This is a genomic window from Leuconostoc sp. UCMA20149 (genome assembly GCF_030400235.1).
Classification (GTDB): Bacteria; Bacillota; Bacilli; order Lactobacillales; family Lactobacillaceae; genus Leuconostoc; species Leuconostoc pseudomesenteroides.
The window spans coordinates 32,444-55,621 of the sequence record NZ_VJYC01000008.1; the positions used below are offsets into that span (position 1 = coordinate 32,444).

Annotated in this window: 17 protein-coding genes and 1 other annotated feature; of the genes, 2 read left to right on the forward strand and 15 right to left on the reverse strand. The window is 39.9% G+C overall.

Annotated elements, in window-relative coordinates; all coding sequences use genetic code 11:
* Positions 1-30 precede the first annotated feature (30 nt).
* The 5 genes from FF105_RS07480 to FF105_RS07500 all read right to left on the reverse strand — a co-directional run bounded on the left by FF105_RS07480 (position 31) and on the right by FF105_RS07500 (position 9,678).
* Positions 31-630 (reverse strand): thymidine kinase, encoded by a 600-nt coding sequence (locus FF105_RS07480; RefSeq protein ID WP_010278100.1) that lies wholly within the window; start codon positions 628-630, stop codon positions 31-33.
* Positions 631-749: 119 nt separating this feature from the next.
* Entirely contained in the window at positions 750-3,857 is a 3,108-nt protein-coding gene (locus FF105_RS07485; protein WP_010278101.1) for a hypothetical protein, read from the reverse strand.
* Between the two features lie 236 nt (positions 3,858-4,093).
* Positions 4,094-5,449, reverse strand: a complete 1,356-nt coding sequence (locus FF105_RS07490) for an MFS transporter (protein ID WP_010278102.1) — start codon at positions 5,447-5,449, stop codon at positions 4,094-4,096.
* A 39-nt stretch (positions 5,450-5,488) separates the two neighbouring features.
* Entirely contained in the window at positions 5,489-6,412 is a 924-nt protein-coding gene (locus tag FF105_RS07495; protein WP_010278103.1) for a hypothetical protein, read from the reverse strand.
* Between the two features lie 221 nt (positions 6,413-6,633).
* Positions 6,634-9,678 (reverse strand): pectate lyase-like adhesive domain-containing protein, encoded by a 3,045-nt coding sequence (locus FF105_RS07500; protein ID WP_290046565.1) that lies wholly within the window; start codon positions 9,676-9,678, stop codon positions 6,634-6,636.
* A 190-nt stretch (positions 9,679-9,868) separates the two neighbouring features.
* Here FF105_RS07500 and FF105_RS07505 point away from each other — a divergent pair, with 190 nt between their 5' ends.
* Positions 9,869-11,224, forward strand: coding sequence for a Mur ligase family protein (locus tag FF105_RS07505; RefSeq protein WP_010278107.1), 1,356 nt, complete (start codon positions 9,869-9,871; stop codon positions 11,222-11,224).
* Positions 11,224-11,955: a type 1 glutamine amidotransferase gene (locus FF105_RS07510; protein ID WP_010278109.1), complete on the forward strand. Its 732-nt coding sequence runs from the start codon at positions 11,224-11,226 to the stop codon at positions 11,953-11,955. The genes FF105_RS07505 and FF105_RS07510 overlap by 1 nt, the downstream gene beginning before the upstream one ends.
* Positions 11,956-12,009: 54 nt before the next feature.
* On the opposite strand, the gene FF105_RS07515 is transcribed toward FF105_RS07510, so the two are convergent.
* The 10 genes from FF105_RS07515 to FF105_RS07560 form a co-directional block, all read right to left on the reverse strand.
* The gene (locus FF105_RS07515; RefSeq protein WP_290046566.1) at positions 12,010-12,990 is read right to left on the reverse strand and encodes a phosphatase PAP2 family protein; all 981 of its coding nucleotides are present in this window, start codon (positions 12,988-12,990) and stop codon (positions 12,010-12,012) included.
* 89 nt (positions 12,991-13,079) lie between these two features.
* Positions 13,080-14,492, reverse strand: coding sequence for a sensor histidine kinase (locus FF105_RS07520; protein WP_010278113.1), 1,413 nt, complete (start codon positions 14,490-14,492; stop codon positions 13,080-13,082).
* Positions 14,489-15,205: a response regulator transcription factor gene (locus FF105_RS07525; RefSeq protein WP_010278116.1), complete on the reverse strand. Its 717-nt coding sequence runs from the start codon at positions 15,203-15,205 to the stop codon at positions 14,489-14,491. The genes FF105_RS07520 and FF105_RS07525 overlap by 4 nt, the downstream gene beginning before the upstream one ends.
* A 98-nt stretch (positions 15,206-15,303) precedes the next feature.
* A complete protein-coding gene (locus FF105_RS07530) occupies positions 15,304-15,462 on the reverse strand; it encodes a hypothetical protein (RefSeq protein ID WP_010278119.1) in 159 nt (52 codons plus the stop codon).
* A gap of 89 nt (positions 15,463-15,551) precedes the next feature.
* Positions 15,552-17,396: an APC family permease gene (locus FF105_RS07535; RefSeq protein WP_010278122.1), complete on the reverse strand. Its 1,845-nt coding sequence runs from the start codon at positions 17,394-17,396 to the stop codon at positions 15,552-15,554.
* A gap of 107 nt (positions 17,397-17,503) precedes the next feature.
* Positions 17,504-18,643: a PTS transporter subunit IIC gene (locus FF105_RS07540; protein WP_290046567.1), complete on the reverse strand. Its 1,140-nt coding sequence runs from the start codon at positions 18,641-18,643 to the stop codon at positions 17,504-17,506.
* A 366-nt stretch (positions 18,644-19,009) separates the two neighbouring features.
* On the reverse strand, positions 19,010-20,137 hold the full coding sequence (locus tag FF105_RS07545) for a 5-methyltetrahydropteroyltriglutamate--homocysteine S-methyltransferase (RefSeq protein ID WP_010278128.1): 1,128 nt from the start codon (positions 20,135-20,137) through the stop codon (positions 19,010-19,012).
* Between the two features lie 227 nt (positions 20,138-20,364).
* Positions 20,365-20,632: a binding site (T-box leader), on the reverse strand.
* A 47-nt stretch (positions 20,633-20,679) separates the two neighbouring features.
* Entirely contained in the window at positions 20,680-21,156 is a 477-nt protein-coding gene (locus FF105_RS07550) for an S-ribosylhomocysteine lyase (protein ID WP_010278132.1), read from the reverse strand.
* Entirely contained in the window at positions 21,156-22,016 is an 861-nt protein-coding gene (locus tag FF105_RS07555) for a MetQ/NlpA family ABC transporter substrate-binding protein (RefSeq protein ID WP_010278134.1), read from the reverse strand. Before FF105_RS07555 ends, FF105_RS07550 begins: the two co-directional genes overlap by 1 nt.
* Before the next feature lie 22 nt (positions 22,017-22,038).
* On the reverse strand, positions 22,039-23,160 hold the full coding sequence (locus FF105_RS07560; RefSeq protein ID WP_010278136.1) for a vitamin B12 independent methionine synthase: 1,122 nt from the start codon (positions 23,158-23,160) through the stop codon (positions 22,039-22,041).
* Positions 23,161-23,178 lie beyond the last annotated feature (18 nt).

Below are 23,178 nucleotides of genomic sequence, written 5' to 3' on the forward strand. Positions count from 1 at the left end.
TATGTACGAGAACAATTAGTTCTCATCAAATTAATGCGATAGTAGTTGGTCAATTTTGTCTTGATCGGGGTGATACCAGTGAAAACGGCAAGTTGGAATATACGCTTCATCACCACCGATAAACACTTGCGCCCCTTCACGTTGCGGTTTGCCATCAACAATTCGCAGTTGTGTCGTTGCTTTTTTGCCACAGAAAGAACAAATCGTTTTCATTTCTTCTAATTTGTCAGCCATTTCGATCAAGCGCTTGGAACCAGCAAACAACTGATTGAACGCGTCTTGTTTCAGTCCAAAGGCCATGACCGGTATGTGTAGCGTGTCCACCGCATAAGCCAATTGGTCGACTTGTTCTGGCTGCAAAAATTGTGCTTCATCTACCAATACTGCGGCTAACTTATCATCTTTGGCCGCTTTAATCACTTCGTACAAATTTTCTGTTTCGTGTACGGCCATGGCGTCGCGCGACATACCAATACGACTAGCAATTTTGCCAACACCATCACGCGTATCGACACTTGGTGTCATTAACAGCACCTTGCGTCCCTGCGATTCATAATTGTGCGCCACTTTTAAAATTTCAATTGACTTGCCCGAGCTCATTGCGCCGTATTCAAAAAATAATTGTGCCAAATCACTACCTCTTCTCAAATCAAACTATTTCAATTATACCAAATTACACCAAATCAGTAAGTAACAAAAAAATCATGATAAACAATTAAGTTTCCCATGATTTAATGAAATGACTGTAGTTAATTAGCATATTGCAAAAAATTCATTTGCCATTCCTCAAAATGGCATGATGTAATATTATTAAATGCACCAATGTTGTAATCAATCACTTGGTGCAACACCTCTTTTGGTGAATCTTCTTTAATGACACCAACTTTTGCTTTCAAATGGCCTGTATCAAACAAAGGGCCCCATGGCTCATAGTCGGAATCGTCAAGTGTCCCATTCCAGATATTATCATAATACTGCACCTGACTAGGTACCACGAAACCTGCTGACTTCAAATCTTTGACCAAATTCGCCCCAACTGGATCGCAGTTGGCACGTGCATTTTGATTACTAACTAGTGTTTTGATATCTTCAGTGCTAACACGCTTATTAAAATCACCCAAGGAGGGCATCGAACCATTACAAATATCATTGATTGTCCGACTTTTACCCTGCCAAGTAATTTTGCAGTCACCATCAGGAATTCGTTTACCACTCAATTTATAAAAATGTAAATCACTATCGTTCCCCAGTGTTTTGTTTAAATCTTTTTTCAAACGATAACTGTAAATTTTACCATTTTTCAAATCATCGTCAATTTTTTTGATATTATTCACATCTGTTTCAATATTTTTAACAAATGTATCATCTCGTTTTACCATGCTATCAGCATTGGGCTGCTCACTCATATCTAAGTATTTATTATCTTGTTTAATGTTATCCTCTGTATCTTTTTTAATCTGGTTTTTGATATTTGCCACAGTAGCTTCTAGCTTAGCTTTTTGAGTAGGGTCTTTTTTGGCTTCGTCAGCTAATTGGTCCGCCCACTTATCAGCAGCCGCATCTTCTTGTTCAATTTTATTCCTATCATACTGAATAGCTGCCATGATTGTGAGGTAGGCCGGTTCATAAGCATTACTCAACGCTGTATCAAATTGCTTTCTGTCGTTGGTAGCTTGCGTGCTAAAATCCTTTTCATAAGACTGATATTCTGCAAATTTATTCATAATCGAATTTGTTGTTGTCAATGCTTTCATACCGGTGGCATCATACATGAAATCTTGCAATGATCGTAAATCTTCATAATGCGTGTTCTTGCCATTGCGTCCTGTTGAATAGAGTTGCTGAAAATAATCATCAATCGTCTGAGAATCATTTTTATTTGTCACGTCACCCTCATATTTTTTCAATCTATCAATGGCATGCCCAGCATTATTGATACGCGCCGAAATACCTGGTTCTAACAAATTTCGTACTTTATCTTCTACTTTATCAATACTATTTTTTAATTCTGATTTCTTATTTTCGTCCATGACCGCTGTACTGAGATGATCAATCCCTGCTTTAATGTCATCAAGCTTTTTATCCATCTCATTGAGTTTGTCCATGACGGGATTCTTGTCATCCCCAAATATTGAAAATAGTATGCTTGACATACCCGTCAACAACGGATTAGCCTTCAACCATGCACCTTTACCATACTCTTTTAAAGTATCACAGACGGCTTTGATGACCGAATTTGTGACCGTTTGGGCAATAAAAGTGCCATTAATATTTGGTGTATTAGCATTTGAGTTGTCATATTGCAGTTTTGGTCGGTACGGGTCTGTAACATTAACGGTAATTGGACGCGTAACATTACGATTTTGTTTATCAGCATAACCTAAACCGTTTTTAATCGTAATTTGACCATTTCGACTTTGATCCATATAGCGTACAGCTGGATGGCTAAACTGTACAACAATTTGATTATGAGTGATATCGGTTGTCAGCTTTTCAATTTTTGCATCGCTGAAAACGCCACCAAAGCTAATGTCTCCGGCATTCAAATCATTTACTAAAAGACCAGATTTAACAGTGAGATTAGCTGTGTAATGCGGCCTTTCTTCAGGTGCCTCACCATCTTTGAAGTCGGACTTGACACCATTGGCGTCAAGCTGCAATTTAATTTGTTGCGTTTTTCCGGCAATTACAAAATTCTGATTGAAGCGACTGTTATTTTCTGCAACAGCAATTGAAAAATCATCACCAATCTGTGCATCAAAACCCGTCAGCTTCACGTGCAACAAACTATTGTCATTGTCATCAATTGTGACTTCTTGATTAGCACCAAAAAGCGTACCGCCTAGCACGAGTTTAGGCACAACATTTTGTGTCACTATTTTGTTCAAGAAGACGTAATCATGTTTAACACCATCGGATAATTTCAAATCGAACGATACGTCTTTTGTATCATCAAATAGTGTGAGATTTTTTGAATCATTTTGTTCAGTCTGTCCACCAATTTTAAAATGACTGATCGTCATTTCCGGATCTGTTTTTGGCACAGGTGCTGGTTCAGTCAATTGGCTTGGTGCCACAGCGTTTGTGAAGCAAACATGAATGGGCAATACAACACCATTTTCCTGATGAGCTAAAATGTCAATGCCTTTACTCTGATCCACATTCTGATTCTGACTGACAAATTCGCCATTTTCGAGTGACCAGTCCTGTTGACTATTTTGAGCCACTGTTAGTTCACTAAAACTCAAACCATTTTCCAAAAAAGCTTTAGCTTCATAAGTTAACTTTTGGTGATTCAAGCTAACTTGATCATCCAATTGTAAACCATCAGCATGCACATTTAACTCACTAGTAGTATCAAGTTTCATTACCTTTGTCCGACTAATATCAATTTCTTTTAATGTTGACAAATTTTTGAGTACTAGTGTGCCTGACAAACCTGAGTCTGATACATCCAAACTTTCCAAGTTAACTAACCATTCAATACCGTCCAAGTTTTTCAAATCGGTATTGTGAATTTCGAGTTCATGAATAGATAGTAACTGATCCCATGTAACATTATTAGCGCTCACTGTAATTTTGTAGCCTAATTTTTTAACTGCTTCAACGACTGCCGATCGCAATCTGTCATCAGGAAACAGTGTCCGTAGATTAATCGGACGGTTGACATCATTGCCCGAAACAATCGACAATAAAGCATGGTCAGCATTACCGGTTGACACCACCGACTTCGTTGCTTTTAAGTCATTATTTGTCACTGTATCAGCCATAACCGCAGTTGGTGTGATCGCTGTTGCCAATACATTAAAACAAAGGACAGAAGTAAGTAAAATATTTTTGCGCTTGCTGTTAATCATTTGTGATTCCCTTCTCATGGACGTTGCAGCGTAGTAATTATTTTTAAGAGATAAATTTTCTGTTCGTTTGATTTACCTCTATTATCAATGTTACTAAACCAATATTTGGTTAATGTCAACAAAAGGTCAAGTTAATGTAATCGTGAATTTACTCACTATTACCCTGATAATAATTGTTTAAAATTATCTCAAGCAAAAAGGATTCTGAATAGTCATTATTCAGAATCCTTTGCATATTACTTATCGCGCTTTGCTTTGTTTAACGCTTGCTTTTGCCAAATCATGATTAGAATTAATAATACAAATGCCAAACCTGCCGCCGAGTAAAGCACTGTATTACTAGCCGTCCATCCAAAATGAGCCACTAAAATACCAATTAGTGCCGTCGCCGCCACTTCACCAACTAAATATTGGAAAAATCCCATAAATCCTGTTGATGACCCAACAGCAAACTTTGGAACTGCTTCGTTAACCATTAAACCCACCAAAGTCAGCGGAGCATAAATTAAAGTACTCATCAAGATCAACGCAACGACAATGACCGTATGATTAGTTGCGGTGAAATAGACCGTCAAGCAACCAATCAGCGCCAAAACTGAGACGATACATACTAATGCACGTTTGCCTTTCAAAAAATCTGAGACTGCACCTAAAATAATCACACCTGGTACAGCCGCTAATTCAAAAATACCAACCAACCATTTTGCCCATGAAGCATCAAAACCTTTAAATTGATGTAAGTAGCTTGGTATCCAAGACATGACACCATACCGCACTAAGTAAAGTGACATTGACGTCAACGTAATTGCCCAAACAATTTTATTATTTAAAATATAGTGTCGGAAAACAAACCAAATTGAATGTTGCGTGGTGTCGCCTTCAACTGTCTCACCATCTTGTAGGACAGTCACTTCACCTGTATATTCAGCAATCGACGGCAATCCGACGGTTGCTGGCCGATCGGCGCCTAAAATCGCAATCAAAATCGCAATAATAGCAGAAACGGCTGATGCTGTGTAAAAGATAGCAGCTATTGAGTGTGAAAACATCAAAATCGAAAACTCAACAATTGCCACACAAGCAAAGGCGCCCGCATTATGGGCGGAAGACCAAACAGCATAAACAGTCCCACGCCATTTTTTACCCCACCATAATTGAATGAGTTTTTGAGCAGCAGGTGCCCCCATCCCCTGTGTCACAGAAATCAAAATCATCAGAAACATCATGACATAAATATTTCGAGTTGAACCGAGGAATAAATTCAAAATTGCTGAGCCCATTAATCCTGCTGCTAAATAATAACGTGGATTAGATTTGTCACTCAACGCACCCATAAACAACTTGGAAATCCCATATCCTACACCGAAACAGGCTAATACTAAACCAATATCTGCGGTCGTAAAATGATAAGCTTTCATAATATCATTTTGCTCAGTGGTAAAAATCAAGCGAATAATATAGTAACCTATATAACCCACCACAGCTGAAAATAGTACGCCTGCTTGGCGCCACTTATAGGTGGCTGCAATTTTTTCTTGTGGTACTTTTTGGGTGGCATCTGGTGCCGCCATTAAAAACTTAAATGGATTCATCTCTTTTCTCGCATTCGTGATTTATAGGTCACTACCGCTTCAAGTACCTGTTGGTGTGTCTCCCATCGTCCACGTATATTCAGCCTGATATGATTTTGCTTTGAGCGTGATGTTCTTTGGAATTTCTAGGTAAAAACCGTTATTAACACGATCCCCTTGTGAAAACAATGAACTACCAACAATATTGCCTGCCGTTGCCCAGTTATCACTATCTGGATTATTAATTTGTCCTTTCAGTGAGCCATACTCATAAGTAATCGTGCCAAAACTAGCTGCCGACATACCACTAGCCATGGTTGTAACACTATCATTTAGTGTTGTTGCAGGACCGGCGCCCAAATCACCATGCCAACTTGACTTGAATTGTGTTGCATGACCAGTATCTCCAGCAACCACCATATTACCCGAAATTGTGTAGTCAAATCCTGCATCTGCTTTCAGTAAAATACCCGGTTGAATATCAAAAGATGTCTCGCTATCATCACCTGTATAGCTACCTGTAAACGGTTGTGACATTCTAATTGAAACATTTAGTTGTGAGTCAGCCACTTTTCCTGCACGTTGATCAACCAATTGCACAAATGGACGTAGATACTTGGTTTGGTATCCTGTGCTTGTAGCAATTTGATTGGCATTGACCATTGGCTTGATGTGGTACGATCCACCCACATCAGTAGCAATGTTTTCGTTTCGCAGATCATTAGCACTAATTTCACCAAAATTGTAAACTGGCAAATGAGAGATACCAAAACCTTCTCCACCAACTAAGTTTATTTCAGAATCGTTGATTGCAGCGCCCATATCGCCCCAATCTGGATTGGTATTTGTTGTGTGCAACGTGTTGTTGTCTTCAACGTCAAATGTAAAACCGTTTGAAATCGAACCATAGTTATCAGCAGAAACAGTTATCGGGGCCAAAATTATAGCCACTAAACACGTCATTAAAATTTTAGCCTTAATCATGTTTTCTCCTATCACACTACTTGTTTTCTTTCACTAGTCATTTAGCCGTTAAAAGCGCAATGCTATGCACATTTATAATTATTTTATTTCATACACCCCCCGCTTACTTCAATTTTGACCCATACACTTTGGTCATGACGCCGTGTGTTTTAGGATACTTTAAAATTGTGATCATTTTGCGAGGAATTATCGACTAAATTCAGAATATTCTACTCATCACCTTATTCAATGTCCGGTACGTCACCAAGTTGCCATAATAGCACCGGTCCATCGTCATCATCGTAATTGAACTTAGCCGGCGAATAATCAGTGCGCCAACTATTCAGCGTCAAATACCATCCGTGCCCGTTTGCTGTTTGATTCCACAATGTGTCTAAACGCACGCTGGATGCTCCATTATTTCCTTGAGGAGCGGTTGCAACTATCAAACTGTCCCCAGCACTTGACAAAGTTGAAGTATTTTCTTGTTCATCAACATATTGTAGTTGTAACCCTGTATCTGCAAAAGCACCCGTTGACTCTAAGCGAGCAGTCATTTGCCATGGCTTGTTGTGATGTACCGAGCCATCATCTACGGTTAAATAACCATAATTTCGACTTAAATCAAGGTGTTCCACGTTAAACATACCGTTTTTACCACGTTTTAACGGATTAAAACGCATCATTTCAATTGTGTCACTGATAAATGGCATTGCGGCATCTGGGGCAATATTGCGATATGTTACTGCCTCAGCCGTATAATCATGATAAACATGAGTAATACGTGTTGATTCAATGGATTCGCCATCACGCTGTGCTTTAACCCAAAATTCAATTCCCATATTAGCCGTAATTGGTTTGTCAGGATAGTCATTATTGTACGCCGCCATATCAAACGTCCAATTTTTTCCTTCACCATTTTCCGAGTTAGCTGCTTTAGTCAGTGTGACCAATGGTACATACAGTTCAGCACTGTCTTCGGCATTAAGTATTATCTCGTCAGCAGCAATCGCTGTTTTAAACGTAATATTTGGCATGCCGACAATAACCATTGAAGCCAAATCATATACCGGAGGGGCATAAGTTGGCGTTTTGCGCACATTAGTTTCATAAGTCTGACCACCAGCGCTCACACTGATAGCATTATTACCTATTTGGTACTTAACGTGACTTGTTGCTACCCCCTCAGGAACAGAATCATCCATGCTTTTCTTACTTTCAAATACAAAGATACCATTACTATCAGTTGTCACCGTATCATCAACTACCCCAGGTGAACCGGGTGACTGCCATGTTACTGTAATGCCATCGTTTTCATTTTCAGTTGCGAAATTAGCCATTCCACTGCACTCACTATCTGGCGTGGTAAATACAGGGACTAATTTTGATGTCGCTGACATTTGACCACGAATGAAGTGATCAGCATCACTAACAGCGTTAGCCTGATCGGATGCGTTAGGTATTCCCGCTCGTTTTGCTGCAGTATCAGCGTCAGTTATTGATGCATAGTCCAAAAAGTTCATTTTATGTGATGTAATTTCAAGGACATGTTGTTGTCCTCTGACCATTAAATCTTGTTCAACAGCTTCTGTTGCCCCAGTTAATTGGTAGTAACCATTTTTCGTTGTACCGTCGTTACGCTGTGAGATTTGCTTGATATCGATGTTACCCCAATTACTAGAATCAGCAGGTGGGTTATTCGTCAAATAACTGCCACTGTTGAAACTGGAAATATTCTGATAAAAACTCACATTAGAATCAGTAATATCGGCTTTGAAATTGGCATTAAACGCGCCACTAGAACCACTACGGCAATATCCGGCCCAAGTACCTGTGCTAGAACTCGTCCCTGCATCTGCTATCAAAACATATCTCGGGGAATCAATATTTAATTCAATCCCACGACAATTACGCGTTTGGGCATAAGAAACAAAAGTTTGCCCATAACCATTAGCTGTTTTCAGATAAAAAGTTGCATTTTTTCTAATGTTGATTCGCCCTAATTGTTTATCCCCAAACGCTTGAATAACGCCCAATGCTGACCTCTGCCCAGTTGATGGTGCCGAAGTTTTTGTCCCTTGAATTGCAAGGACGCCACCAGAGTTGACATTAATTTCAACAATTTTTTCTGGTGCATTTGGGCCACGACTCGACTTAAAGACAAAAGCAGCATCTTTAGCAGACATTACAAGCTGTCCTTTAATTGTGACTGAAGTGTACTCACCGGCAATTACACCTGTTTGAGCCGCCAACAGATTGGCGTCACCACAACTATCATTTAATCGCGATAAATAAACTTTTGCCCCTGAGTCAATATCAATATCACCAGAAGAAGCATTAGTATTATAGAAATACTCATTGCTGGGCGTGCCAATGTATGCTAAGTTCGCATAAGTGCTCCAAGTCGCTGCCAGGAAAGAAAAACTATGAGTATTACCTGAATATAAATCTAAATTATCGTGAACCCCTTTATAGCGAACAGTATCTTCAGCATGAATACTCAAACCAACGAGTTGCGTGCCACGGGTGGACATTGCTAAATGGTTTTGCAGCGTAATCTGCATGCCAGGCACCACAAAAGCTGACATGGCATTTCCAGAAAGTTGGGCGCTGTTATTGTCTAACTCACAGGTCACATTAGACAAAGTTAATGTGCCAGCCGTATTACTGTTACTTTCTGAGGTGTTACGGTACAGAATACTGTTCTGAACATCGGATAATCTTTGGATAGTTGGCAAACTATTATCACCACTAGTCGATTTAAAATTAATATCGTGAATACTAATATTAGGACTAACACTACCTGTGCCATCAACTTGTAAGCCATAAACTGTGTTATTAACAAATGTAATGGTCTTGTTAGTCGGATAAGTTGAATCGCTCGTAATCTCAATATCAGTTTGACGTGGCTGAGTCACTGCGCTTTGTGTGTAATCGAAATTGTCTGTCACAATAATCTTTTGTGTATCAGGATCGTTCCAAGCCGCTACAAAGCTTTCAGAGTCAGTTACTTCTACGATACCTGCCGCTTTTTGCAGCGGTGTGGTTTCAGAAGTGATTGCCTGATTTTCTGGCGCTTTTAATTCTGTCTTATTTTCCGACGCAATAGTTACTGATGAACTCGTTTGAGGTTCTTGTGTGACCGTTTTAACATCCGCAATCGTTTTTTCAGCACTACTACTCGCACTAGCCTGTGGCTTTTCAATAGCGTCTGCCTGTACAGACATCAATGGTAGTAAACTGTTCATAATCAGTACTGTTATCAAAAATAATTGTCTCACCTTCACAGCGCTTCTCCTTAGTTTCAGACCTTAATGCCATTTTACAGTGTGAATATGCTAAAAATTCGGGGGGGGGTGTGAAGAAAGATCAAACAGTTTGTGAAGAAGTTGTGTCCAACGGCACTTACCCCTTTCACAAACCACGTCATCACCGCTTGGGATATGTTAAAATGATATTTATGAAAGTGGGGATATTATGACACTTAAAAATTCATTAGCCAAAGCAACAGCTAAATCAGCATATTGGCTGTTACATGATGTTTTGCATCGCGGGGGTACAAGTTTGCCCGGCAAGCTCGCCGTGGCAATCGACCCAGATATTTTAAAAAGTATTCAACAAGACTTTGATTTGGTGATTGTAACTGGCACCAACGGAAAAACCTTGACCACAGCACTGATCACCCGTGTCCTAGAGGCTGGTGGTCACCAAGTGATTACTAATCCATCTGGTTCTAACATGATTCAAGGCATCACGGGCACACTGGTAACAAGTCGTGTGACATCAAACAATGGCAAGAAACCAATCGCGGTGCTAGAAGTTGATGAAGCCAATGTCGAAAAAGTCTCTAGCGCCATCAAACCAAGAATGTTTGTATTGACCAACATTTTCCGCGATCAAATGGACCGCTATGGTGAAATTTATACGACCTACGACAAAATTGTCGCAGGTATCCGAAACGCCCCACAAGCAGTGGTCTTGTCCAACGGTGATTCACCCATTTTCACGCGTGGTGATTTTCCAAATGAGCGTCTTTACTTCGGATTTAACCACGTGTCTCCTGAGGATTACCAACCAAGTAAAGCACCCACTAACACTGATGGCATTCTGTCACCAACCGATGATTCAGTACTACATTACGATTTCATCACTTATGCTAATTTAGGCAAATATTTCAGCGTAACCGATCAATTTGCACGACCTAACTTACGCTATCAAGTCACCGACGTCACCAAATTGACGCCAAAATATTCTGAATTTAGTATTGACAATACCCCTTTACGAATTGAAATTGGTGGTTTGTACAATATCTATAATGCGCTGGCTGCATTTGCCGTTGGTCGAGAATTTGAAGTGCCAGCCAGAGACATCAAAGCAGCTTTTGAATCCAATGCACAAATTTTTGGTCGCCAAGAAGCCATTAATGTTGACGGCAAGGACGTCACCATTGTCCTAATCAAAAATCCAGTTGGCACTAACTCAGTGATTGATATGATGCTGACTGAAAACGATGATTTTTCATTATTGGCACTACTTAACGCAAACTATGCCGATGGCATTGACACAAGTTGGATTTGGGATGCAGAGTTTGAAAAATTACATGAGTCACATTTAAAAGCCATCGCCACTGGTGGTGAGCGTTACCGTGACATGCAGGTTCGTCTCAAAATGGCTGGATTTGCTGACCAAAGTGTCTACGAGGATTTGACAAAAGTTGTTGATGCTATCAAGTCGCTACCCACACAAAAGGTTTACATTGCAGCCACTTATACTGCAATGTTACAATTACGCGAACAATTGCGTAGCGCTGGTTATATTAAAGGAGGATTCTAATGGCTGATTATACGATTGCCGTAGCCCATCTTTATGGCGACTTAATGAACACTTATGGCGATTATGGCAACATTATCGCGTTAACCTACTACGCCAAACAAATTGATGTAGATGTTGACTATCAATTAGTATCATTAGGCGATGATTTTGACGCTGACAAATATGATTTTGTTCTTTTCGGTGGTGGGCAAGATTACGAAGAAACAATCGTTGCCCATGATTTACAAGACAAGGCAATTCAAGTGAAACAATATATTGAAAATGACGGACCGTTATTGGCCGTTTGTGGTGGTTTCCAATTACTAGGTCACTATATGATGATGGCTGACGGTACAAAAGTTGACGGTATTGGTGTCATGGATCACTACACAACCAATATGCACGATCCTAAATTAACTGTGCGCAACAATGAACGTTTGACTGGCAACATTGTGATTAAAAATAACGAAACTGGTGAAGAATATCATGGGTTTGAAAACCACCAGGGCCGCACATTTCTAGGTGAAAGTGAACGTGCCTTAGGTACTATCGTTTCTGGAAATGGTAATAATGGTATGGATCAAACAGAAGGTGTAATTTACCGTAACGTTTACGGTTCCTACTTCCACGGCCCTATTTTTACCCGCAATGGCAATTTAGCAAAGCGCGTCTTAACCACTGCGTTAACGCGTAAATATCCAACCATTGACTGGCAATCAAAACTCAACGCTATTCCAACCGAAACATTTTAAAGCATACAAAAAGCGGCAATCATTGATTACCGCTTTTTGTATGCTTTAAAATATTTATTTTGTTGGTTCAACAAAGTGTGCAGCTAATAAGCGGCTTGCCATGAAAATAATCAAGCCAACAATAATACTTGAAACCGTAACATCACTCAACCAGTGAACACCAATGCGCACACGACTCATTGCGGTCAATATTCCCATAGCAATCCCAAAAATCGTCATTTTCTTCTGAGCACTAATGTTGCCACGAGGAACAAAGAAAACCAAGAAGAGGAATAACCACCCAGACATGGTATGACCTGAGGGAAATGAGTTATGACCATTAATACCATTTAAATGATACCACGGGGTAAATTCACTCATCGTATTGCCGGCAACTGTCGTCATTTCATAAGGTCGAAAGCGTCCCCATAATGACTTCATTTCACCAATCGTCGTTTGCGCGATAAAGACCACTGCAATACCAACTAACGCCGCTGTGACCAAGTAACGAATGTCTGCATCGCTTTTACTTTGTAACCAATTATAAAAGAAGAATGACAGCACAACGGTTAAAACGACAGCCAGTCCCCAGCGCAAAACTTCGGGATAATTTTTCACCGCAGAAGTATTGTTTGCCACGCCCATTGGAATACCCTTAGATAAATTATTCAACATTGAATAAGTATAGCTCAACATATCTTGCAAAATAGCCAACATTTGATTAAACGCAAACGCTAGCGCACCAATCGTCATCACATAGCGCAAAACATCATCTTGTACCCGTCGCCAGATAGTCCACGCAATAATTTCAAATGCAGCAAACAATACAATGCCAGCGCCTTGGTCGGCATAGTTTTGAAAAACATTACCAAAAATTGAATTTTGGTCCATAACTGCATTAGTGACGTTCTTATCAAAAAATGTCGCCACCAAGAGACTCAGCACACCCACACCTAATAAAATTGTGAGTATTTTTTTCTCGCTGGCCGTCGTTTGAAAATCAGTATCTGTCGTGTCAAATGCCTTAATGTTGGCATCGTTGCCTGTTAATTGCATGGCTCAATCTCCTCATATCTGATAGTTTCAGTATAAGGGATTGATGTTATATTTCCGTCAAAATCTTGTAAACATGCCCTTGACGAAAATTAATTGACAGTCTGCTGATCTGGTATAGTAACAGTGATTGTCGTACCAACTTTTGGTGTGGAATCAATCGTGATATCACCATCATGCAATGTGACAATCTGTTTGACAATCGCCATACCAATGCCTGATTCACCCTTAGTTGACATACGGGACGGATCAGCCTTATAGTAACGCTCAAAAACATTGTCAACTTGTTCAGCTGTCATGCCAATGCCAGTATCTGCCACCTTAAAGATTGTGGCATTACCTTGGCGGGCCACTGACACCTTAATTTGTCCCCTCTGCGTGAATTGGATAGCATTATTGATCAAATTAAAAAGCACCTGCGTCAGTCTATCCTGATCGCCAAAAACCGTAGCTTGTTGATCACCTGAAATCTCAATAGTCGTCTCTTCATGGGCTGCTTTACTAGCTAACTGGTTGCTTAAATCACTAATCATTTTGTAAGCATCAATTTTTTGTTTTCGTAAGACAATTTTATTCGCCCTTAACTTTTCATAGTCAAGATTTTCTTCTACCAAACGAATGAGCCGTTGTGTCTCTTTTTGCATCAATGCATAAGCACGCGACTTTTCTTCTTCCGGAAAAACATCATAAGCCAATCCTTCTAGCAGACCTGACATAGTCGTCAGTGGTGTACGCATTTCATGCGAGGCATTAGCCATAAATTGCTTTCGTCGTTCCTCTTGCTCAATAATTTCATCACTTTGGGCGCGTAATGCTAATGATAAATTATTGATATCACCGGCTAAATGACCGAGTTCGTCTTTACCAGTTCGCTTTAGCTTGAGTTCATAATTACCTTCGGCCATTTGCTCTGTGGCTTGTTGCATATCTGTAATCACGTGTGACCAACGCCACGAAATAACAGCTGCTAATGACATTGCTAACGTACCACCTATCACCATGGCAGCAACCATTTCTTCTAACAACATTGTTGATTGCGCACTGCGTCCTACAATTTGGCGTGAAACACGAACCACACCTAGTTTTTCACCACCATACATCCAACCACGATACACTGATAGTTGTTCACCTGTTCGTGTTCGTTTAACTCGTGAGTCACCAGAAAAAGTTTCTTGCCAAAGTGTTTCACTAATCTTTTTAGGGCCAGTATTACCATAAACGCGCTTGTGGGTCTTGTTATCATAAATCGACACTTCAACACCTTGATCTGACATGACTTTTTTAGCAGTTTTAAATGCACTAGGATCTACATTTAATTTGTTGCCACTGTCATCTTCAGTATCAACCACCAATGAAAAAAAAGTCGTCGCGTAATTATTGAGATTACTGTATGTCTGTTCGTAAACAGAGTGAAACATAAATTGCGCAAATAAAAAACCAACAATGACAATCATCGTCATAAGGATGGCGAGAAAAGCGAGCATCTGTTGGTGCATAATTTTCATTCTGGTTCAACTCCTGAATCATCGAACTTATAACCGACTCCCCAAACTGTCTGAATAACTTGAGGTCCAGCTTTTTCAATTTTTTGACGTAACTTTTTCACATGAGCATCAACGGTACGTTCATCCCCAAAATATTCATAATCCCACACCATCTGCAACAATTGTTCTCGAGAAAACACTTGTCGAGGTTTAAGCGCTAGCGTCTTGAGTAATTCGAATTCCTTTGGTGTCAATGCTTTAACTGGTTTGCCATCCAAGAATGCCTCACGAGTATTCGAATTAAGTTGGAAATGTTCCGTTGTCACGTCAAATTTTTCGTGGGTCGGTTGGGAATTGATGGCCGCCTTTTCTGCACGGCGGGCAATCGCTTTAATACGAGCAATTAATGTAATCGGACTAAAGGGCTTGGTGACGTAATCATCAGCTCCCATTTCAAGACCTAATACCTGATCTGATTCACTGTCTCTTGCAGTTAACATGATTAGTGGCACGTTATCATTCATCTCACGTATTTTTGCCGCTACCTGCATGCCACCTAATCCCGGTAAATTGAGATCCAATGTAATTAAATCAAATGCGAAAGGATCTTCAGCGAATAGTACAACTGCTTGATTACCATCATAGCTGTATGTTGCTTGCCAACCTTCCTTTTTGAAAAACATGCTCATCATCTCGGATACAGATTTATTGTCTTCAATCATCAAAATTTTCATCGCAATTATCCTTAATTATTATCTTATATCTAAGATTATACGTCATGATAGCATTTTATGCACGTATATTCATACATGAACACCTATTTTTGTAGAAATTATGATTTTTTTTGGTCTGTTTCTTCATGTTTTTGTGCTTTGACCTTTTTAACTTCACGATGGTACCACCGTATAATCATAACTAAACCAACGGTTGAGATTGTCATTGCAATGACCACCCAAATAAAAAATAGCGTCCATTTTGTTTCCATTGACATGGTTATAGCCTCCTATAATGGTAAAAATTGTGCCTAAATAGCACATTTATGTACGTGATGCACCGGTCGAGACACCGATGCAGACCACATTACTCAGTTAAATGATAATAATATGTTGAAACAGAAATATCTTCTCGCGAAGCAAATGCCGTTCGTAAGCGTAAAGAGTTTTGGTTATGCAAAACGTTTTGCCAAGGCTTTTTAGGCACGAATTGTGGCACCAAAACAGTGACTGAATGATTGCGCTTTTTGGCTTGTTTTGCCACTGCGTCAACGAAGCTCAATGCTGGTTTGACAATGGAACGATACGACGAATGAATATCGACATATCTCACATCTGGAAAGTCCAACTTAAATTGTGTTGAAGTTTCCAGCTCTTTTTTTGGATTAACATCAAAACTAACATGCATAGCAACAACATAATCGCCAATTGATTGTGCATAATCAATCGCTTCAGTCGTCACCTTAGTAATATTTGACACCAATACAATTACCGTTGCGCCATCGTAATGATGACGAACGGCGTTATCATTTTTGGCATACTGGAGCCTCAACTGTTTACCAATGCTCAAATAATGATGTTTGATTTTTAGAAAAGTAAACATCACCACAGGCATAATCAACAAGTATGGCCAGACATGTTCAATTCTGGTGGCAAACAACGTTATCACCAAAACAGCTGAAATAAAGGCGCCAACAAAATTAATAACTGCTTTCAAAACCCAATTTTTTGGTTTTTTATGCCACCAGTGAATTATCATGCCTGATTGTGACAATGTAAATGGTACAAAGACACCAACAGCATACAGTGGAATCAAGGCATCCGTAGAACCATGAAAAATAAGCAATAAGATGATTGCCCCAAAAGATAATGACAAAATACCATTTGAATATCCTAAACGATCACCTTTATCCATGTAAAGATGTGGCAAATATTTATCACGCGCTAGGTTCAATGCCAACATCGGAAAAGCCGAAAATCCAGTATTCGCCGCAACAGCTAAAATCATCGCTGTCGCTAATTGCACAATATAGAAGCCAATATTTTGTCCCCCAAATGTTGTCATTGCAATCTGTGATAATACCGTTGAATGGGCATTAGGGTGGATGCCATACCAATAACTTAGAAAAGTAATACCACCAAAGAATGCTGCCAAAATTAATGCCATCAAAGCTAATGTTGATGCCGCGTGCTTCTCTTTAGGTACCTTAAAATTAGGTACCGCATTGGAAATTGCTTCAACTCCAGTTAAAGAAGATGACCCACTTGAAAAGGCACGCATGAACAAGACAAATGATAAGCCACTAAAGCTAGTCCCAATTTTAGCCGCAGCATGATAAGGCAACTGTCCAGTCACTGCTTGAAAAACACCCCAAGCAATCATAATCGCCAAAACCGTTATAAAAAAATAGACTGGAATCATTAAGAAATTGGCGCTCTCCCGAAGGCCACGCAAGTTCATACCAGTTAAAAGCAAAACCACAATAATCGACAGTGGTACCGTAAATGGTAGAATCGCAGGCACAGCTGCCGTAATTGCGTCTGCCGCTGCCGACGCTGAAACGGCAACCGTTAGCATATAGTCAACTAACAGTGAGCCACCAGCCACTAAACCAGCCTTAGATCCCCAATTTTCACTTGCCACAGCATATGCACCACCACCCGATGGGTAAGCGTGAATAATTTGTCGATAACTCATTACAATAGCCGCTAACAGCACCAAAACAAGCAATGCGATTGGTACCTGCAGCCACAGTGCAACCGCACCTGCAGCCAATAAGGCTGTTGTAATTGACTCTGTTCCATAAGCAACTGATGATAAAGCATCTGATGAAAGCAACGCCAAGGCTTTTGTCTTTGACAAAGACTGCCCACCCTCGTCCAACGTTTTTAATGGCTTTCCAATCAAGATGCGTTTGATATTTTGAAACATATCATAATCTCTCAATACATTTATTTATTACTCAACATATTCTACGCTACTTTTATGTATTAAAAAAGCCGTCAATATGACGACTTTGTAACAAACAACACACATTGTTAAACAACTTCAAGATGCAAATCGTTTTCTTTAGTGTGTCCTGTTTTGCGCAAGAAATAATAAAAGGTTAATGAAGCAACAACTGGTACAACAATACCAAAGACTGCCACTAACAGCAATCCGCGAGGGTCACTTGAGGCTAAAGCAATCGGTGCGATAAAGCCATTCAATCCTAATCCAGCAATGGCAAATGGAACTTTCAATCCGAAGATACCAACAGCTACCATCGCAGAAACTCCGGCAATCAAAGCTGGACCAAACATCAATAACGGACTCTTAAGCAAGTTTGGAAATTGCACTTTTGGCGTGACAATCGTTTGTGCAAAATTGGCACCCAAATCATTTTGCTTCCAACCCATTGCTGTATAAACGACAAACCCTGCAGTGGTACCAATTAATGCAGCACCACCAGATAGTGGATCAAGCATAACCGCAATTGCCAGCGCTGCAGAAGAAGCAGGTGTCATCAAAAACAAGAACCAAACAACTGAGACAACAAACGCACCCAAGAATGGATTGATTTTCATGGTTGAGGCAAGTGATTCTGATACCCAATTCAAGAATGGCGTTGTCACAGATGCAGTAGCTAAGCCAAAGAATGTACCAGCCAACACAGCACCAAATGGTACTAGCATCATGTCCAAAGGCGTTTTGCCTGTTAACCAATTACCGACAAGCACTGCCATCAAAGCAGCCAACACCGCAGAAATAGGTTGTCCAGACGTCATCACTAGTGAACCAGCGGCCTGATCTGCAGCCCATCCCGTAGCAGTATGGGTAGCTGGTGCAACTGCCGAAGTAAAGTAAACAGCGTTAGATCCAACAGTGGCCGCAATTAAGGCAGCACCAGTTGTGAGCAAATTTGAACGCATCGCAATTGCGATACCAACACCCAAAGCAGGTGCCAACATTTTTTGACCCATCAATCCAACCTGTACTAATGGTGTGAAATGAAATGCGTTACCAAGCGATGCCATTAATAATCCCATACCCAAGACGGCAAGGATGGCGTGTGAAATGCCTTGTGAGACGTCATAAACAACTTCTCGAACAGTTCGCGGATTTGCTTTGCGATCACGTAATTTTTCAGTTTTGTCAGTCGCATGTGATGATTGCGTTTTTGATACTGTTGCGTCCATAATAATTCCCCTTTGGGCTTGTTGCCCTTGCTCCATTTTTTGCTCATAAGCTGCGCATCTTATGAAAAAACTCTAAGAAAAAAGGAGCGCTAGATATACTAGCGCTCCTTTAAGTTATACGACTCAAGTCGACAACTTCACGCCAGCCTTTTTATCAAAGGCTAGCATCACAAAGTGAACCAACCTTGAAGTCAAATAATAATGACGACAATGTTGATTTGAATGCTTTGTGTGAAGTTGTTTACACTGAGACGTTGCATGTAACATTTTTCCTTTAAGTTAATAAAATTATTATGACACCATTGTTTTAAAATGTCAATAGTCTAATTTAAAAAAGATAAATTTAATTTTAAAACAATAATTCGCTTATCCCCAAAGTTCATCTAAAATTTCTTTTACCAACTGTAATTTAGCCCATTGTTGTGCATCAGTCAAAATGTTCCCTTCTTCGGTTGACGCAAAGCCACACTGGGTTGATAACCAAAGCCGATCCAATGGCAAATATTTAGTCGCTTCGTGGATTCTTGCGATGATAGTTCCCTTATCTTCCAGTTCACCAGATTTTGTGGTGATTAATCCCAGCACAACCTGCTTGTCGCCAGATACTTTTGCCAACGGTGCAAAGCCACCCGCGCGTTCAGAATCATATTCGAGGAAGTAATTGGTTACATTTTCTTGACCAAATAACTCATCTGCTACATCATCATAGCCACCACTTGTTGCCCAATCAGAATGATAATTACCGCGACAAACGTGTGTATTAATGGTTAAATCGTCAGGCAAATCAGCAATCGCACCATTATTCAAATCAAGGTATAATCTTTTCAAATCATTAATATCAAATCCAGTTGCGGCATAGACATCCTTAAACTTTGGATCAACTAGCAACCCCCAAGTACAGTCGTCAAGCTGAACAGTTCGTGCACCAGCATTGTACAAAGCTAGTATTTCTTCATGGTAGACGCGTTTAATATCTTCAAACAATTCTTCATTACTATCATAATGTTCGGCAATGCGTTCCACATTAACGCCACGGCTCAGCTCACCATAGAATTGCGAGGGTGATGGAATCGTGATTTTAGCTGCCACACCAGCTTCATCTGCCAAAGCTTTGACGAATTTAAAGTGTTGGATAAATGGATGCGTATCCGCATTAAAACCTAATTTTCCCGTCAAACGCGCTGAATCATCACGCGTTTCTTCATGTGCAAAGAAATAGCCTTCGCCGTAATTAAAGCGTTCTACACCATCAAATCCCCAGAAATTGTCCAAATGCCAATAAGAACGACGAAACTCACCATCTGTGACGACATCTAAACCTGCCTCAACTTCTTTGTTCACAAGTTCTGTGATTGCTGCATTTTCGACACCTTCGAGTTCCTCAGCTGTGATATTACCTGCAGCAAACGATTGCCGTGCCTCCTTCAATGCTTCTGGTCTTAGAAATGAACCGACATGTTGGAATCCAATTTTTTGTAATGTTTGTGTTGTCATTATTATTCTCCTGTTGTTATCATGCAATATTTTTTGACATCAAATTAGTAAGCATTTACCCACTCATTTGAGCACCACTGCCTCGTAAAAACACTGCTGTCGCAACTTTATCTGCGTGTAAATACTGTATTTTTTGGTATCTAGTCATTGCGACTTCCTTTCTAATGACACACCGCGCTGCCTTTTCTAAATGCAACCATCAAAAAACCGCAGTCTAAATTAATAGACTGCGGGACGACTTGTCGTGTTACCACCCGGTGTTTATGTGCTGCTCACGCGAGCACACCTCAACATCAATCATCAATTGCTGAAAAACAATTAAGAATTGGCGCGGCTATAACGGGCGCACCCGAACAATGCTTGTGTTCATATCTAATGATCACTCACACTATTAATCACTCCAAGACCATATTCGTATTTTCTCACAATCCGCTCTCACCAAACGCGAACTCTCTTTATCTGATAGAATACTACTTATCTTTTCTACGTTAGAAATAATATATCTTATTTTAATTATTTTGTCAACTTATTTTCATTTAAATCTAAACAATTTTGCGTTCAAAGGCATCACTTGAAATGCCTTGCGCCAAAATAATTTTAGCCCATTCTTTGGCAGAATGAAGACTGTGGTCTTTAAAGTTCCCACAGCTTTCAATTTCAGCGGCTGGTACTTCAGTCACTTCATCACTGACAATTTTTTCCAAAACCTTTTTGAAAACCTTAGCCAATGTTTCAGAATCATAGTTTACCCACGAAATAACATGGAAACCAGTGCGGCAACCAAATGGCGAAATATCAATAATACCATCAATTTCATCACGTACTAGACCCGCAAAAAGATGCTCTAAAGTATGTAACCCACCAGTTTCAATGGCTGTTTCGTTAGGTTGCGTGAGGCGCAAATCATAGTTGGTAATACTGCCACCATTGGGACCGGCTTGTGTTTCAATCACACGCACATAAGGCGCTTTAACTTTTGTATGATCTAAGGTAAAACTTTCAACAACTGTTTCTGACATTATTTCACTCCTTTAAAATACGATAGTGGCTTAACCACTTCAGTTTTTGTACCATGATATTTGTCGGTGATGTATTTTTGTGACGCTTTATCACGGTATAGCGTTAACAACTTTTGATACGTCTTATTGCCTTTATTTTTAGCTGCTGTTGCTAAAATATTGACATTTGCGCGGGTGTGATTATTGATGTGTTCATAGTAAATGGCATCCTTTAAAACATTTAATCCAGCAGCTTGTGAAACCGAATTAGATATCAATACAGCATCGACGCCATTGTCATTTAGTAGCCGCCCACCGGTTGTATCATCAATTTCTTTAAATTTGAAATGGTGCGGGTTAGATGTTACTTTTTCCAAACCATCTAAAGCGCCAAAATTAGACGCAATTTTAATCAAACCAGCATCGGCTAATAATTTTAACCCACGCGCTTCATCTGCTTGGTCCTTGGCAATCGCAATCGTTGCCCCATCCGGAATATCTTTTACCGACTTATATTTACCAGAATAAATACCCAGCGGTTCCAAATAAGTTGTTCCAATTGCAACTAACTTTCCATCTTTACTGTCTTGATTAAATGCTTGAAAGTAGCTATATGACTGAAAAGCGTTAACATCTACTTGCCCCTCCGCGGTTGCTTTGTTAAGCGTCAAGCCATCTGTAAACTCTTTGACTTTGATGTTTAATTTTAAGCGTTTGGCAGCATCACTTTTCGCTAAATGTCGCCAAATATCGGCGTCACTGGTGACTGAACCAATTGTAATGGTGTTAGTTGATGCCCTTTTTGAGGCCTTTGCATATGTCACACCACCCACAATAATGACCAAAACGGCCAATATCACAAACCAAGTTTTTTTGCCCATACCATCTCCTTATTTAGTCTAATTAAGCTAATTCTGCATCCGCAATCCGCTTAATCAAGTCAAGTTTGCGCCACTGATCAGGAATTGTCAAAATATTTCCTTCTTCAGTGGACGAAAAACCACATTGTGTTGACAATGCTAATTGCTTTTTAGGTACAAATCTGGCAGCTTCGTTAATCCGTGCCACCACATCGTCAACATTTTCTAAATCCGCAGATTTAGACGTCAACAAACCTAGCACAATTTCCACATTGTCTCGTCCGTTATAAATGGTCGTCAAAGGTTCAAAATCACCGGAACGATCATTATCATATTCCAAGAAAAAAGCGTCATAGTTTAGTTGGCCCAAATATTTAGCCACCGGTTCATAGCCACCCTCAAATAAATAAGTTGACTTAAAGTTACCACGACAAATGTGCGTCGATAATTTAAGATCATCAGGTAGCCCTGCTAGTGCTTTATTAATGACATAGACATCATCTTCAGCAGTCTTAACAAATTGTGCGTGTTGTTCTGGATTTTCTGCACTCGCATTGAGTTGTGAAATCAAATATGCCCAAGTTGTATCATCGAGTTGAATATAACGGGCGCCCAAATCATAAAAATGTTGTAACGTGTCATGATAAGCTTGTGCCAAATCATCTAAAAAGGCTTCCCATGTATCATAATACTTTGACCACAAATCAGAACGGTGATCACGATTGATGATTAAACTAGGTGATGGAATCGTCTGTTTAGGTTCCACACCGTCTGGCACGATTGATTTCAAATATTGAAAATCTTTAAAGAATGGATGATCCAAATTAGCATGGACCTTACCATTGATACGTACGTTAGTAGACCGTGTTTTTTCACCATGAAATTTGTAAGAATCTGCTTGATCATAAAATTCAAAACCACCCAATTGACCCAAGAAATCCAAATGCCACCATGAACGATTAAATTCACCGTCAGTCACTGCCAATAGACCAGCTTCTACTTGCTTAGTTACTAACTTTTTAATTTCTGTCTGTTGTACCTCGCGCAATGCATCAGCTGTGATTTCACCATCAGCGTACTGTTCACGTGCCTCTTTCAAGTTTTTGGGACGCAAATACGAACCTACTTGGTCAAAATGATAGTTTAATTTTCCTGCAGTTGTCATGTTTTCTCTCCTTCTAAT